Below are 15596 nucleotides of genomic sequence, written 5' to 3'. Positions count from 1 at the left end.
GGTTTAACGCAACACGATTGAGATCGAAGCCATGAGCCAGCCCCGGCAAACCACGCATTTCGGCGAGCAAGAGGTTGCGCTAGAGGACAAGCAGGGCCTTGTCAACGCGGTGTTTCATGGTGTGGCTGATCGCTACGACCTGATGAACGATTTGATGAGCGGTGGCATCCATCGCGTCTGGAAAGATGCCATGGTCGCGGATCTCGCGCCGCCCAAACAGGGCACCCGCCCATGGCGCGTTCTCGATATGGCCGGTGGTACTGGCGATATTGCCGAGCGCATCATCAATGCATCGGTGGGATACGCCGAAGTTGTTGTCTCTGACATCAATTCGGACATGCTGCGGGTTGGCGCCGAGCGCGCCAAATCCTGGCGTTTTCCGGCGCAGGCCAGTTTTGTTGAAGCCAATGCTGAAGAACTGCCCTTTGAGAACAAATCGTTCGACGCCTATACGATTGCCTTTGGCATTCGCAACGTGCCTCGAATTGAAAAGGCCCTTGGTGAAGCCCATCGGGTGCTCAAGCGCGGTGGCCGTTTGATGGTACTTGAATTTTCTCAAGTCGATGTCCCCGGCCTTGATACGATCTACCGCGCATTTTCCGATAGTCTTATTCCACCCATGGGGCGTCTGGTCACCGGCGATGCCCAGCCCTATCAATATCTGGTAGAATCCATCCGCAAATTTCCCGCGCCATCGGCCTTCACGACCATGATCGCCGATGCCGGTTTCAAACGTGTCACACACACGCCCTATTCTGGCAATATCGCGGCGTTGTTCAGCGCCTGGAAGATATAAGGTTTATTGTATTGGGCCTCTCTGCCTATTTTCGCCTTGTGCGCGCTGGTTATGTTCTGGCGCGCGAAGGGGCATTTTCCATCATCAATACCCATGATCTGCCTCCCGGCATGCGCTTTGGCGTTGCAGCGGCGCGGCTGATCGAACGCCGTGCAGTGCGCCGTACCGGCCGGGTCGAACGCTTGACCCGCGCGCTCAACCGGCTCGGGCCAACCTATGTCAAATTTGGCCAGACGCTAGCGACACGGCCTGACATTGTCGGCGCCGATATTGCGGAGGATCTGTCGGCACTGCAGGACCGGATGGATCCATTTGATCCAGCCTTGGTGCCTGTCCTATTAAGCGAAGCGCTTGGCAATAAGGCCGAGGGCCTGCGTGATCTTTCAGCGCCGATTGCCGCCGCATCGATTGCCCAGGTGCATCAGGCCCAACTCACCGTTGCCAACGGCCAGTCTCGCAAGGTTGCGGTAAAAATGCTCCGACCCGGCGTGGCTCATCGCTTCATGGCCGATATTGAGAGCTATTATGCCGGCGCGCGGCTGGTCGAAAAACTCGTCAGCGCGACCCGGCGTCTCAAGCCGACGGAAATCGTTGCGACCCTTGATCATTCGGCACGCCTTGAGCTTGACCTGCGCCTCGAAGCCGCCTCGATATCGGAATTTGCCGAAAACATCGAAAATGACGAGGGCTTCGTCATTCCCGAAATCCATTGGGAACACACCGCCCAGAATGTGCTGACCACGGCCTGGATCGAGGGCATACCCATCCGCAACCTGGCAGCGCTCGATGCGGCAGGGCTTGATAGAAAGACGCTTGCGACCAATCTGCTGCAAAGTTTTTTGAAGCACGCCATTCGCGATGGCTTTTTTCACGCCGACATGCATCCGGGCAATCTGTTTATCGATCCGATAACCGGCAATATTGTTGCCGTCGATTTTGGTATCATGGGCCGCATAAACAAGGCTGAACGTCGGTTCCTCGCCGACATTCTCTATGGCTTTATCTCGCGCGACTACCAAATGGTCGCCCGCCGCCATTTTGACATCGGCTATGTGCCTGACAATCAGTCCATCGAAGATTTTGCCCTGGCAATCCGCTCCATCGGCGAACCGCTGCACGGACGCAAGGCCAGCGACATTTCGATGGCCAGGGTACTGGGCCAGCTCTTCGCCATTACCGACCTGTTCGACATGCAGACCCGCCCCGAACTGGTGCTGCTGCAAAAATCCATGGTCCTGGTTGAAGGAGTGGCGCGCGCGCTTGACCCTGACCTCAACATATGGACAACCGCCGAGCCGGTCGTGGGCGCCTGGTTGCGGCACGAAGAGGGGCCGATCGGCAAGATCGAAGACGCACGGGCGGCGCTCGAAATCATCGCTGATTCCGCTCGCCGCGTGCCGGTCTTGCTGCGCCAGGCCGAGGCGGTCATGCTCGACTATCATGCCCAAAGGCAGGCACGACCGACGATCGCCCCATGGATGGGAAAATCGCTTTTTTGGGGCCTGATGGTCTTGTTGCTCGCATTGATCTGGCGTGTCGTCACGGTTTAGTGTGCGGCGCGACGGCCTCTTAAGGGCTATTTTGGCCGCAAATTGCCTGCACGTGAGTGCAAGCCATTCGCCGCATAGGGGCTGCTTCTATGACGTTTTTACCTGCCAGAATAGTGGCGACCGCCGGATCTCTGCTGTTTCTGGCGGGCTGTGTCGACGCAACGGTGGACATAGATGTCATCAGCCCCACGACCGCTCGAGCCAGCATGACACAGGTGATGGGGGCCGAGTTCTATTCCCTGATCAAGCCCGACCTCGACAAGCCCATGGCAGGGACTGCCGACGGTAAACATCGCATGGAGCGCTTTTGCGCCAAGGGCGAGCTGGTCGAAAATGCCGATGGAAGCGCCGCCTGCTATTTTTCCCAAAAGGGCGATTTTGCCACAATATTGCTGGGGCGTGACCAGCAGCGGGTCAGGTTCACCCCTCTCGGTGATGGGCTTGTGCGGGTTGAATTATCGCTGGTCGGTATCGCCGAGGAAGTTGGCGCCCATCGTTGGGACGACGAAAAAACCCGCCAGATGAACCAATCCCTGTTCAGTGGCCACACCTGCACGTTGCGTTTTGGCGGTCTGGAAGTGGTTGACACCAACATGTCATTGTCACCAGATAAGCGTTCAGCCGAACAAGTTGTTCATTTCCTTGATCTAATCAATGGAACGGCTGGCCTTCCCGCCACTCTATACGCAGTTGTCAGGGTAAAATAATGCCGATTGAAACCGTTGAAATTGGACTGAGCTGGCTCGAGCACGGCAAGGGATTTGCCATGCCTGCGGCCCAGACCGATGGTGCGGCTGGTGTCGATCTCATGGCGGCGGTTGCCGCCGATCTCGCCAATCACGCTGACGCCCGGCCAGCGCGCGCAAGTCCCCTGTGGCTTTGCCATGGCGCTGCCCCACGGTTACGAGGCGCAAGTCCGCCCCCGATCCGGTTTGGCAATCCGGCATGGTATTACCCTTTTGAACGCACCCGGCACCATTGACGCCGACTATCGCGGCGAGGTGCAGGTTATATTGATCAATTTTGGCCAATCCGATTTTTCCATCAACCGAGGCGACCGCATTGCGCAAATGGTCATTGCGCCCGTCACCCGGCCAGATTTTATTTTGAGAGCTAGTTTGAATGATACTGAACGCGGCAATAAAGGTTTTGGCTCGACGGGGCATCAGGCCACTTAGAATTTTAGTTGTTGCCGCAGCCTTGTTCGGCGTTGTTCCCGCCCTTGCCGGGGACCGGGCCCAGTTCCAAGCCTTGGGCTATTCGCCGCGCGCCAATTTCTTTGCCTATGAGGAATTCGGGATTGGCGATGGCAGCGGTTTTGCCTATTCCAACATCTATATCGTTGATTTGACACGCGATATATGGGTCGTTGGCACCCCCATCAGGCTTGAAGCGCAAAACGAACAAATCCCGCTCGAAGCGATCCGCAGCAAAAATCTTGTCGCCGCTTCAACCCAACTCAATGATCTGGGGCTTAAACGCCCCATCCAGATGATCGCCATGATCGGCGATGGGGCCGTTGACACCCAGGGCACCCATTTGCACTTCGGGTTGCCCGGCTATGTCGAACCCGGTGCAGTCAATGGTGATTTCAGACTGGACCTGAAAAGTTTTCCGGCAACTACCTCGGCTCCCTGCAAAGCCTGGTTCGGCGACGATCCAAAAGGTTATCAACTCGACTATTATGAAAATGGTGCGACGCGCGTGTTGCATCAGGATGGTGTGTTGCCGATGTCGCGCGGATGTCCGCTGGCCTACCGAATATATGGCGTCGCCCTGCCGTTTGATTCCAGTGACATGGACGACGGGATTGCGATAGTTTCTATGTTCCCCCATGGCTTTGAAGGGCCGGATCGTCGCTTTTTGGTGGTGCCGCTGCGCAAGAAATGAATTTTACACCTGAGGAAACCAGCCGCTATGCCCGCCACCTCGTGCTCAAGGGCATGGGCGGGCATGGCCAACAAGCGCTCAAGGGGGCGAGCGTCCTGGTAATCGGTGCCGGCGGGCTGGGGAGCCCCGCACTGGCCTATCTTGCCGCCGCCGGTGTCGGCACGCTGGGCATAGTCGATGACGATAGAGTTGCCATCTCCAATCTGCAGCGCCAGATTGTTCACACCACCGCCGCTGTCGGTGCCCCCAAGGCGCAAAGCGGCGCCGACTTTGCCAGCGCGCTCAATCCGCACGTCAAGGCTATTGCCCACCAAATGCGTCTCGACGCCGCCAACGCTGATGCCCTATTGGCCCAGTATGGTCTGGTGCTGGACGGAAGCGACAATTTTGCGACCCGCGCCATCGTTGCGGCGGCCGCCGAGCGGGCACGCATCCCGCTGGTTTCCGGCGCCGTGTCCGGGTTTGATGGGCAGATCAGCGTCATCGCACCGCATATCCTGCGCCCTGACGGGAGCGCTTATCCAGCCTTTGCCGATCTTTATCCCGAAAGCCCCGACGACGCCGATCTGCCTTCATGCGAACTCAATGGCGTTCTGGGACCGCTGACAGGCGTCATTGGCAGTCTGATGGCCATGGAAGCGGTCAAGCTCATTACTGACATCGGCACGCCGCTCCTGGGGCGACTGATGCTTTACAACGGGCGCGACGGGCGCACGGTCGAACTTAACTACTAGATCGGCCTAACCCGCCCAAAAAACAAACGCCGCCAGCGGTGACTGGCGGCGTTTGCAAAAATTCGCAGTGGGTTGATCAGGCAGCGTGGCCCTCAAGCCATTTGGTCAGCCCAGCCTTGGGTGTACCAGCGCCAACCTTCATATCAGCCGCTTCACCACCCTTGAACAGGATCATGGTCGGAATCGACCGAACGCCATATTTGACGGTGGTCGAAGGATTTTCATCAATGTTGAGCTTGACGATTTTGACCTTGCCGGCCAGTTCGCTCGAGAGTTCGTCAAGTACGGGTGCGATCGCGCGACATGGCCCGCACCACTCTGCCCAAAAATCTACCAGAACGGGTTCCTGAGAATTGAGGACTTCCTCGCCGAAATTGGCATCGGAAACATGTGTGGTCATCTGATTTGCCTTTAGGGTTGAAAGCGGTGGTCTGTGTGATCCAAAAATTGGGGAGAGTCCAGTCACACTGCAAGCACAATCACCCCAAGGTGAAGTCAGAGACCATGTGCCGCAGCAATTCGTGGGGTAAATTCATCAATGATTCCAGCTCAGTCCATAGGATTTGGGCCTTGATCGTTTTGCCGGGGAAAAGCTGCCCTGCAACCAGCGCATAAAGGCCCAATTGCGTCAGATATTGGCGCGGAACCGCCTCAGCCGAACTCGGAACCTGTGCGTCCGACTTATAATCCACCACACTAACAGAGTCGGGCGTAATCACCAGCCGATCAATGCGACCCGCAAGCTTTATCGCCTTGCCACGGCGTATCCCATTGACCAGAAACGGCACCTCGGCGCGGCTGTTGGGTCCGAAAATTTCGCCAAGCGCCGGGCGCGTCAGAATCGAAATCGCCTTGGCGCGCACAGGATCGCGCAACTGCGGCGCCTCGGGCAGCAGCACGGGCATTGCCCGATCCAGCACAACCGGCCAATCGGCGCGCGGAACCCGGCCCAAATGCTGCAACAGCGCATGCAGCGCAATGCCTTGCTGGCGTGCCAGCGCCGGATCAAGCCGCTCAAGCCTTTCAAGCATGGTGTCGAGAACCCGCTCGTCACCAACTTCCTCAAAGGCAGAGGAAGGCCGGACGATCGAGATGTTGCTGTGAGCGGGCAGGTCTGCCAGCACCAGAGGCTCAACACTGGTTGGCCCATTCACTGTTGCCGTGACGGGTAGCGACGGGGCAGGCCGAGTGGCGGGATAGATAACGGCCAGTTCCACGCCATTATCATCGCATATGGTATCTGCGTCAGGCCGTAACGCCGTTTCAATGGCCTCATACCAGGAGCCCTTGAGTTGGGATTGGGGTTTTGTGCCGGGGGTCAGTGCGCCGGTGACATACAGCTCATCCTCGGCCCGGGTCATGCCGACATAAAGCTTTCGCCAGTATTCCGCCTTCTGATTGTCCTCATCGACGATGCGGAAGGGGCGCGTTTCTTCTGTGTGCTGAGCGTTCTTGGAGGCGTGGATCAATAGGGGACCGGGGCTGTCTTCTACCAGATAGACCGGCTTACCGAGTTTTTGCGCCGTGGGCGTCGTCGCCGCGTCAGCCAGAATGACAATCGGGGCTTCAAGACCTTTGGCCCCGTGCACCGTCATCACCCGAACCCCCGAGCCTGTCTCGGCCAGATCGCGCTTGATCGAAACCTGGCGCGCGCGCATCGCGGTAACAAATCCCTGCAAGGACGGCTGTTCGGTCTGTTCATGTTCGAGCGCCAGCGTCAGGAACTCGGCAAATACATCATCGATCTCGCCGCCGAAACGGGCGTGAAAACGCTTGAGTCCGCCTTCGCCATAAAGCACCGCCGCAAAAAACTCGAAGGGCCGCTCAAAATCGAGTTGAGCCCGCCAGCGCTGCAAACGCTCGGCCGCATCCCGGGCTGGTTGGAGACCGGAGGACCCAAGACGTCGCCATAAGGTTTGCGGGCCGCGACCATGAGCCAAATCGAACAGATGCTCTTCGCTGATATCGAAAAGGGGAGAGCGCAACAGGGCCGCCAGTTGCAAATCGTCGGTTGGATTGAGCAACACATCACAAAGCGCCAGCAGGTCCAGCACACCAATATGGCTGGTCACGGCCAACCGATCAGCACCGGGCGTCGGTAGGCCAGCCTTGATCAGCGCCCGGATGATTTCGTGAAACAGCCCATTTCGCGCCTGCACCAGGATCAGTACATCATTGGGGGTGACCACTTGCCCATGGGGGCCGTGGGTGCGCCCGGATTTGACCCAGCCAGCAATTTCGCCCGCGATACGCTCGGCAACCTGACGGGGTGCCGATCTTTCTATCGCCTGTGCTTCAAGCGGCCACTGATCGTCGGCATTCTCATCGTTGGGCTGATGCACCGGAGGCCAGAGCGTTACCGTGCCGCCTTCTTCAGCGCGCGCGGTCTGATGCTCTATCTCATGAGTGGCCAGCAATGCGGCCCGAACATCGGGGCGTTTTGTGACCAGATCGACCGCCTCCAACACGCCCTTCAAAGTGCGAAAACTGGTGTTGAGCGGCAACAATTTGAAGGGACGGTTGGCATTTTCGGCGCGCTGCCTGAAGTCGTCCCCGGTCTTGCCGAAAAGCGTTGGGTCGGCACCCTGAAACGAATAGATCGACTGTTTTTGGTCACCCACGGCAAATACCGAACGTGGCCGTTCGACCGCACTGTCGCCGGTAAAAAACTCGCGTGCAATCGCTTCGACCACCCGCCATTGGCGCGGATTGGTATCCTGACTTTCATCGACCAGAATATGGGTAATGCCCGCATCAAGTTTGTATTGCACCCAGGCGCCAAGTTCTTTGTCGGCAAATAGAGCCGCCAGCTTTTCAATCAGATCGTCAAAATCGAGCAATGATCGGGCGCGCTTGCGCCGTTCGAAGCGGTCTGAAATCGCCCCGACAACTTCAAGCAGTGCTTCGCTGCGCTCCAACAGTTGGGCGCTATTGCGAAGATCCACCAGCATTGCCAACCGTTCAGCCTCTTCCCGCACCAGCGCTGCCAGTTCGGGATCGGCATCAACAAAGGCTTTTTTAGGAAATTTGCTGGGAATTTCACCATCAGCTTTCAGGAACGCCTTGAGCCAATCGCCTAGCCGGGGCGTGCGGGGATCGAGCCGCGCTAGCTTAGATTCAAATGAAATCCCCTTGCCGTTGGGAGGGCAAATTTCGAGCAACCGGACGATCTCGGCCGGCCCGATCAGCCGTTCATTGAGCATTTTGGCCTCGATGGCGGATACGCTGGGGCCGTTTTCCAGCCTGACCAGTTTGCGCAGATTGGCCTTGGCCGTTTCGCGATTGGCCAATATGGCGCGCAATTTACGTCCATCGGCTAACGCCGCCATGATCGCTTTGCCAATTTGATCATCGCTGAGCAGATCAAACAGGACGGCAACCGCTTCGGCGTGTTCTTCACCCGCCAGCCCAACGGCAAGCACAGCTTCGCGCGCCTCCAGAATCATCTGGCCCTGTTCGTCCTCCTCAACGACACTGAAGTCGAACGGCACTTTGGCTTCGAGCGGAAAGCGATGCAAAACGCTTTCGCAAAAGGCATGAATGGTAACAATTTTGAGCCCGCCCGGTGTTTCCAGCGCCCGCGCAAACAGGGTGCGCGCCAAGGCACGCTTTTCGGCGTCAACGCTCTGCCCATCAAGCCCGAACAGTGCCACGTCCAGCGCGCGCTGGGTCATTACCGCCCATTTGGCCAGCACCCCGGAAACCCGGCGTCGCATCTCGGCCGCCGCTGCCTTGGTATAGGTGAGGCAAAGGATTGACTGGGGCGGCACCCCTGAAAGCAAAAGGCGTAGCACCCGCTGTGTCAAAACGTGGGTCTTGCCCGACCCGGCATTTGCGGCCACCCAGATCGAATAATCAGGGTCAGCGGCCAGCCGCTGGTTCTCGGCGGTGTCGGGCGGAATGAGGAATGAACGGTTCATTCTTCGTCCTCCCCGCCGATCAGGCTCCATTCGTCGGTGCGGGCCAGATGCTCGTAAGCGCCAGCAAATCGCTGTCGTGCCGACGGAAATAGCCGGGGAACCATCGGGCGCTCCCTGAACAGGAACTCGTTGATGTGGCGTTGCATCCTGAGAGATGATTCCTCGGCTGCGTCCATCAGATCAAATCCATCATCGAGCGAGAATGGCTTTTCGACAAAGGCCTCGGGCCCCAGGCCAATCTTGATATAGGTCAGGGCGCTGGTTTTTGCCGCAGCAATATCGGCGAACGCCCCGTCACCCGCCATTGCCGCTTCCAGCAACAGTTGCGGCGCTTCAAACCGTTTCATTTCGCCCGCACTCGGCGGGGATCCGGTCTTGAAATCGATGATCTGCAGGCTGCCATCAACCATCTCGTCAATCCGGTCTGCGCGGCCCGAAAGCAAGAAGGGCAAGGGCAGGTCCCACTTCCCTGAAATTTCCGCATGCCGCTGCCGAACCAGATGATTACGGTCCCGCTCAAATTCGAGGAACAATTGTGCCGCAGTGGTGAACCGGCGCATCCAGATGTCGCGGCGTTGACTGATCGCGTCGAGCCCGGAAAACCCCTTAATCGCCAATTCGTTGAGGATGCTTAGGGCATTTTCGGCCATGACATCGTGGCCTTCCTCGATAAAGCGGCCGAATATTTCATGAATGATGCTGCCGCGCTCGCGCCCACCCGCCTCTTCGCCCAACGCATCCATCGGTTTGAGCCCAAGGATATATTTGGCATAAAGATCATAGGGCGAGCGGAACAGGGTTTCGATTTCGGTGATCGACAGGCGTCGGGGCCGCAGGTCAGCAGGGGGTTGGGCTGCGGCATGGCCGCTGCCTGCAGCATCGTCGACGCATCGAGCGCGCGCGATTGGGCCAGCCACTTTTCGCCGCGTTGACGCCAGGTATTTGCGGCCTCTTCTCCGGCAAAGGCCTCAAGCCGTTGTACCAGACGCGAAGCAATCGCCGGGCTGGCACCCAATCGTTCTGAAAAAGCCACAATGACTTCAGCGTTTCCCAGAGCCATCGCAAAGTCATGCGCTGCGAGCCCGGCCTTGCGCTCAGGCGGCTCCATTCCGGCGGCTAACCGCATGCCGCGGCTCAACCACGGGCCGGGGTCAGCGGCTTCAGGCCAGATATCTTCGTTGAGAGCTGCGATGATCAATATATCGGGATTTTGCAGCCGCGCTTCCAACTGCCCCCAGATCGCAATGTCGTCGCGTCGGGCCGCAACATTGCGCACCTCAAAGCCCTGCATCAGCGCCTGAAGCACCCCTTCAAGCCCGACCGGCTCAAACGCGATGCCCTCAGTTCCCTGGGCCAATATCTCCCGACCCCATTGCGCCAGCTCCGCACCACCCGTGGTCTCGTCATTGGCAATGGCCGCAAAGCCAGCCAATAAAGCGCTCACGAAACTGCCAGCCGTCAGGCTCGGACTTGCCAATGCGGCCATCACAGGCGCCATCGCTGCCTCGAGCCGGGCCAGAATGGTTTCAATGGCGTCGGTATCCGCTTGCTTGAGGCGCAAGGCCGGATATTTTGTCAGCCCTTCAATGTTGGCCGCCAACAGCGTCCTCAGGCCCGCAAATCCTGGATTGGGGCGCTGGCCGCGCAATAAACCCAGTTCGATCTGATCGGCAATCGGGCCGACATCGGCCCGGCTAGTTCCGAATGTGCAGGCGCGATTGCGCAGGACCGCCATCAGATCGACCGGCGCGATATTGTTGACACCCAGCACCAATATCTGGCGCAGCAAGCGACCGGCAGCCGACTGGAACAGGGGTGCACCCGCCGCATCATCGACCTTGATTTCGAACCGACCGAGTTCCGCCGCGATCCGGCGAGCAAGATTTTGATCCGGCGTTACAATGCCAACACTCTTGCCGCCAACCAGACCGTCGCGCGCTGCAAGCGCAATGGCGCGCGCTTCCTCATCTTCGGTGCGGGCGCTCAATAAGGTCAAACCTTCGCCTGCCGATTCCAGTCGATCTGGTGTCAGCCGGTTTTGCGCCCAAAAGGCTGTGTCGGGGCTGAGCGCCAGCGCGCGTCGCACCAAGGTGGTGCGCGCATGATCGGCGTCCGCCAGTTCAACCACGCTGCCCATTGTCTGGCTCAATATGCGCAACAGCCTGGCGAGGCCATATTGGGGGTGACCGTGGGGATTATTGATCGGATCGAGCAGTGCTTCATGCGCGTTTGGGGAGAGCGATATATCGACGCCCGGCAGCACCACGGCACCGCACGGCAGACCGGCAATCGCCTTGAGCAGGGCCGCCGTTGCCGGGATCGATCCTGTGGAGCCTGCGGCAATGATAGGCCTTTCGCCATAAACCAGCGGCGCTGCCATGGCCTGTCGCTCTAGGCGTGCATTGCGCAAAACCGATCTGTCGGCCTTGTGACGCTCCGCCATGATCTGTGGCCAGGTCGTAAAGACAATCTGCAGGAACTTAAGCGTCTGCTGCCAGTTTTCGGCCAGATCGGCTGGAACGATGGCGTCGAGTTGCTGGGGCGTGCAGCCTTCGGCGGCAAGATCATCGATCAAACCGCCCAGCGATTCAGCCAACTTGAGAATTTCGGCTGCGTTGGGGGGCGAAGCGAGAGCCTTGGCGCCTTCGTCGGAATTGGCCCAAACCTTGACCAGTCGCGACAGGATCAGTCGCCGTTCCAGCAGCGATACCGGCGCGGGCAGCACGCTGACATCAATCGGCGGCAGGAAGGGTTCTTCTTCCTTGTCCTCGCCACCAAAGGTGCGGATGTCGGGCAGCAAACCGATTCCGCGATCAGCAAATATTTCGGCCAGCGACAGGCGCGCGCGCCGGGTCGGCAAGACGATTGTAATATCGCTCAGGCCAAACGGGCCCGTTGGATCCCACCCGCCCAGCAAGGTGCCATCAATGATCCGGTCCGCCAGGGTTGGAAGAAATTTGGCATGTGGGGCAATGGTATAGACGGAGTTCATGCCAGCGCCGCCTCTGCCGTTTTGAGGGCTTCCGGGTCCCCCACATGATACCAGGGCGCATTGAGCGCGACCCCCTGTAGCGTCTCGTTGGCCAGGGCCCGGTCAAACAGACGGGTTAGCGAAAAAGCCCCATCGGGCATATCGTTGAACAGGGATTTGCGCACCAGCGCCACGCCCGCGTAAATCACCGGGGCGCCGTAATCATTGGTAATGTTGCCGCGCGGGTCGAGGCAGAAATCGTGGCTGCGATCAAAGCCGCTGGCACGGACGGGGTGTACGCAGAGCAGCACAATGTCGCTGGCGCTGTCAGCCATTTTGGCCACCATCCGCCCCAGCGGTGCATCGCTGCCCTTGGGCCAGAACGCGTCGGTATTCATGACAAAAAACGGGTCAGACCCCAGCATTGGCAGGGCATTTCGGACTCCGCCGCCGGTGCCCAGCAATTGTTCTTCGCGCGAAATCCTGAGGCCACCGGCAAAATGGGCCAGCAGTTGATCGGCCAGGTAGTGGGCGTTGGCAACGAAATGCCGCGCCCCTTCTGCCCGGGCATTGATCATGATGCGTTCGATCAGCGGGGTGCCGGCAACACCGATCAGCGGCTTGGGCTGCTCAAGTGTCAGCGGCCGCATTCTGGTGCCAAGCCCTGCGGCGAGCAGCATGACATCTGGAAAAGCGCCGGTGTCGGTCATGGCAATATCTTGGGTAGCATCGGCTCTCATTTCCGCACGCGGCGTTAGCGTCTGGTTAGCACAACGTTAACGTTTCGACCCACCCCACCAGTGGGAATCGTCAAAGCGATGGTGTGAGTCGCCAGTTCGAGCAATTCTGGCGCTCGCGCCGCCCATTCCACAAGAACTATTGCAGCAGGATTATCCAAAAGCCCCAATTCGGCAATTTCGTCGGGGTCGCCCAACCGATAGAGATCGGCGTGTAAAATCGGGGTCGTGCCTGCTTGATAGGGTTGGACCAGCGCAAAGGTTGGGGAGGGCACTTCGTGATGCGGATCCTTGACCAACGCCCGAATAATCGCCCGGGCCAGGGCAGTCTTGCCCGCGCCCAGATCACCCTCGAGCACTACAAGGTCGCCGGGCGCCAATTGTCCGGCCAGTGTTGCCCCAAGAGCGGCAGTGGCGGCATCGTCGGGCAGGAACAGGGTTTGGGCGGCGGCGCTCATTATTCGGCGGCGCCCACCATGGCGCTGTCACGCGGCAGATTGACGGTGATCCGGCTTCCACGCGGCTCGCGCTTTTCCGCCGAAATCACGCCGCCATGCAGATTAACGAACGTCTTGACGATAGCCAGACCCAGTCCTGCGCCGCGCTGACGGCCGCTGTCTGATGGTGTGTCGATCCGGGTGAGGATGGCCTCGCGCATTTCATCGGTCAGCCCCGGCCCCTCATCCTCGATAACGAACAGCATGCGCTCGGCCCTGGCCGAAACGGTCAGGCGGATTTCCCCGCCCGGCGGCGAGAAACGCGCGGCGTTCGAGAGCAGGTTGTAGAGGATCTGAACAATACGGGTGCCATCGGCAATGAAGGGGGGCAAATGATCGGAAATATCGATGACCAGATTGATCGGCTGCTCGCCACTGACTTCGGGGAAGGTGGCCGAAAGCCCGGCCCGCGCCTTTTCCACCAGATTGGTGATGTTTTGCAGCTCGGGCCGCAATTCGGCAATGCCGGCGTCGACCGAAGCCAGATCCAGAATATTGTCGATCAAAACCCCAAGGGTGACACTAGAGGCGCGGATATAGTCGGTATAGGCACGTTGTTTTTCGTTGAGCGTGCCAACCTCGGCGGAGGCCAGGAGATCGGCAAAACCGATGATATTGGTCAGGGGCGAGCGGAGTTCATAGGAGACGTTTTCAACGAACGCATCCTTGAGAACGTCGGCAGCGACCAGCGCGTCGTTGCGCTCCTTGAGGACCCGGCTGTAGCTGGCGCTTTCGGTGACATCAAGGAAGGTCATCATTGTCTGCCCGTCCGGCAGGCGGGTAATTGTATAGTCGAGCAGACGCCCATCGGCGCGATTGATCCGCCCGGTCGTATCAGCGCGCGTCGGATTAAGATCAATGATGCCGCGCTTGAGATCGCGCCAGATGGTGGCACCATCTTCGGGCATCGCCTTGCCGCAGGCTTCGGTAATCTTGTCGATATGGGGGTGCTGACCCAACGTATTGTCGGGGAGCTTCCACAGGGCCAAAAGGCGCGGGTTGGAAAGCGTTAGCCGCCCATTGGTGCCGAACACCGCAACAGCTTCCGACAAGGCATTGAGCGACTCGCGCTGTACGTTGGAAAACGCCTTGTTGGTGCTTTCGAGCTTGAGCCGTTCGGTTATGTCGTCAAAGACATAAATGACGCCGCCGCGCGGACCGGCGGGGGCGGAAATGACCTTGATCGAGCGACCATCCGGCAGGTGCCACGGCGAATTTTCGCGTGGAACCTTCTGGCTGTAGGAGGTCAGGTGCTGGGCGCGCCATGTCTGATAATTGACCTCTGCTGGCAGCATGTTTTCTGTGCGCAGCTTGTCAAGAATGGCCCGTTCATCAAGGCCCGGCACAAGAAACTTGGGGTCCAGATTCCACAACGCCGCATAGGCGCGGTTGAATTGAACCAGCTCGCGATTGGCATTGAAAATCGCGATCGGGGTCGTCAGCGCATCAATGATGCCGCTGATATGGGCAAGGCTGACGTCGCGCTGCTCGCTCTTGGCTTCTTCGAGTGGCCGATAATAACCCGCTGCCCCGCCCGGAATGGCAAATTCGACCAGCTCAAAATCACCCTGGTCGGGAAAATTGACCCGCAGCCGGATGGGGGTCGCCTCGCTAGCGCGCCGCGCCAGACGCGACTTCAACTGCGCTGGGTCAAGCAGTTCGACGGGCGCTTCGGCCTTGCCGGACTTGCCCAGCGCCTGCGCCAGCGTGAGATAGGCAGCGTTGGCATAAACCAGATGCCCTTCGGCGTTGCGCATGAAGGAAGGCTTGCTCAACAGCGCCAATACGGCGCGCGCCCCGTCGGGGTCGGTTCCGGTCAGTGCATTGGCGGGTTCGGGCGCGGACTCGGCCTGTGTGAATGCCGGGCGCAGGCGCATGGCAACGCCCCCCAATACCCAACCATTGGCTCGGATAACCCGGCCATCGCGACCCTGCAGGCTGATGGCAAAGCCATGGCCATTGACGCGCAATTGGCTGAGATTTTCGGCCAGCGCCTCCGCACTGGTGCCAGTCAACCAGCTATCAAAATTCATCAGGCTTTCGGGTTTGCGCCCAACGGGCAAGACCGAGGAGACCTGGCCCAGAAACCGCGGCGCCTGGGAATTTTCAGCCCACAGGACAGTGACTTCCTGGCTGCCCGACATCAGCGCTTCATAAATATCGAGTAGAGCCCGCAAACTTGAAATCTGTTCGCTGGAGCGCTCGCGATCTGCTTGGGACTGCGCCTTGAGCGAGCGCACGATCACCATGGCGAGAAGCGCAAAGCCACCGGCACCGACCGCGAAGGCCAAGGGGGCGCTACTGACCATGCTGCTGGTGCTGACGCCTTGTGCCAGCGCTGGAACGGCTGAAATCAAGGTTAGAGGGGCCGCAACTATGCCTGCGAATCCCCAACGTTTCCGGAATTTTTCCGGCGCCATACCCTGCCTCGTGTTTTGTTGCCGCCAACTGCGCCCGTGTAAGACGAAACGCTACGCAAGTACTTGCAAAGCGCTGCGGCC

General features: G+C 59.1%; 11 protein-coding genes and 2 pseudogenes. 6 read left to right on the top strand and 7 right to left on the bottom strand.

The genetic code is table 11. The features are described from left to right. Positions 1-31 precede the first annotated feature (31 nt). The 6 genes and pseudogenes from ubiE to PSQ90_RS05590 all read left to right on the top strand — a co-directional run bounded on the left by ubiE (position 32) and on the right by PSQ90_RS05590 (position 4970). The gene (gene ubiE / locus PSQ90_RS05615; protein ID WP_282212438.1) at positions 32-796 is read left to right on the top strand and encodes a bifunctional demethylmenaquinone methyltransferase/2-methoxy-6-polyprenyl-1,4-benzoquinol methylase UbiE; all 765 of its coding nucleotides are present in this window, start codon (positions 32-34) and stop codon (positions 794-796) included. Between the two features lie 11 nt (positions 797-807). Beyond that, positions 808-2346 carry a 2-polyprenylphenol 6-hydroxylase gene (ubiB, locus tag PSQ90_RS05610; protein ID WP_282212437.1) on the top strand — a complete coding sequence of 513 codons (1539 nt, stop codon included), beginning with the start codon at positions 808-810 and terminating at the stop codon, positions 2344-2346. 89 nt (positions 2347-2435) lie between these two features. Beyond that, positions 2436-3053, top strand: a complete 618-nt coding sequence (locus PSQ90_RS05605) for a hypothetical protein (RefSeq protein WP_282212436.1) — start codon at positions 2436-2438, stop codon at positions 3051-3053. Beyond that, a pseudogene (gene dut, locus PSQ90_RS05600) lies at positions 3053-3524 on the top strand (dUTP diphosphatase). The gene PSQ90_RS05605 and the pseudogene dut overlap by 1 nt, the downstream one beginning before the upstream one ends. After that, positions 3469-4236: a DUF2259 domain-containing protein gene (locus PSQ90_RS05595; RefSeq protein ID WP_282212435.1), complete on the top strand. Its 768-nt coding sequence runs from the start codon at positions 3469-3471 to the stop codon at positions 4234-4236. The pseudogene dut and the gene PSQ90_RS05595 overlap by 56 nt, the downstream one beginning before the upstream one ends. Then, a complete protein-coding gene (locus PSQ90_RS05590; RefSeq protein ID WP_282212434.1) occupies positions 4233-4970 on the top strand; it encodes a HesA/MoeB/ThiF family protein in 738 nt (245 codons plus the stop codon). The genes PSQ90_RS05595 and PSQ90_RS05590 overlap by 4 nt, the downstream gene beginning before the upstream one ends. Before the next feature lie 76 nt (positions 4971-5046). Here the strand turns inward: PSQ90_RS05590 and trxA are convergent, their stop codons facing one another. The 7 genes and pseudogenes from trxA to PSQ90_RS05555 form a co-directional block, all read right to left on the bottom strand. Further along, positions 5047-5370, bottom strand: coding sequence for a thioredoxin (trxA, locus tag PSQ90_RS05585; RefSeq protein ID WP_282212433.1), 324 nt, complete (start codon positions 5368-5370; stop codon positions 5047-5049). 79 nt (positions 5371-5449) lie between these two features. After that, entirely contained in the window at positions 5450-8890 is a 3441-nt protein-coding gene (gene addA, locus PSQ90_RS05580) for a double-strand break repair helicase AddA (protein WP_282212432.1), read from the bottom strand. Further along, positions 8887-9807, bottom strand: coding sequence for a PD-(D/E)XK nuclease family protein (locus tag PSQ90_RS05575; RefSeq protein WP_282212431.1), 921 nt, complete (start codon positions 9805-9807; stop codon positions 8887-8889). Before PSQ90_RS05575 ends, addA begins: the two co-directional genes overlap by 4 nt. Then, positions 9735-11882: pseudogene (gene addB, locus PSQ90_RS05570) on the bottom strand (double-strand break repair protein AddB); the annotation flags it as partial. The pseudogene addB and the gene PSQ90_RS05575, both read right to left, overlap by 73 nt. Next, positions 11879-12571, bottom strand: a complete 693-nt coding sequence (locus tag PSQ90_RS05565) for a nucleotidyltransferase family protein (protein WP_282212430.1) — start codon at positions 12569-12571, stop codon at positions 11879-11881. The pseudogene addB and the gene PSQ90_RS05565, both read right to left, overlap by 4 nt. A 44-nt stretch (positions 12572-12615) precedes the next feature. Beyond that, a complete protein-coding gene (gene tsaE / locus PSQ90_RS05560; protein ID WP_282212429.1) occupies positions 12616-13056 on the bottom strand; it encodes a tRNA (adenosine(37)-N6)-threonylcarbamoyltransferase complex ATPase subunit type 1 TsaE in 441 nt (146 codons plus the stop codon). Beyond that, positions 13056-15404, bottom strand: a complete 2349-nt coding sequence (locus PSQ90_RS05555) for a sensor histidine kinase (protein WP_282212428.1) — start codon at positions 15402-15404, stop codon at positions 13056-13058. The genes tsaE and PSQ90_RS05555 overlap by 1 nt, the downstream gene beginning before the upstream one ends. Positions 15405-15596: the final 192 nt, after the last annotated feature.

It is taken from the genome of Devosia rhodophyticola (genome assembly GCF_028816475.1).
Taxonomy (GTDB): Bacteria; Pseudomonadota; Alphaproteobacteria; order Rhizobiales; family Devosiaceae; genus Devosia; species Devosia rhodophyticola.
Note: the sequence above shows the minus strand (reverse complement) of the source record. Positions and strands in the feature narration are given on the sequence as shown.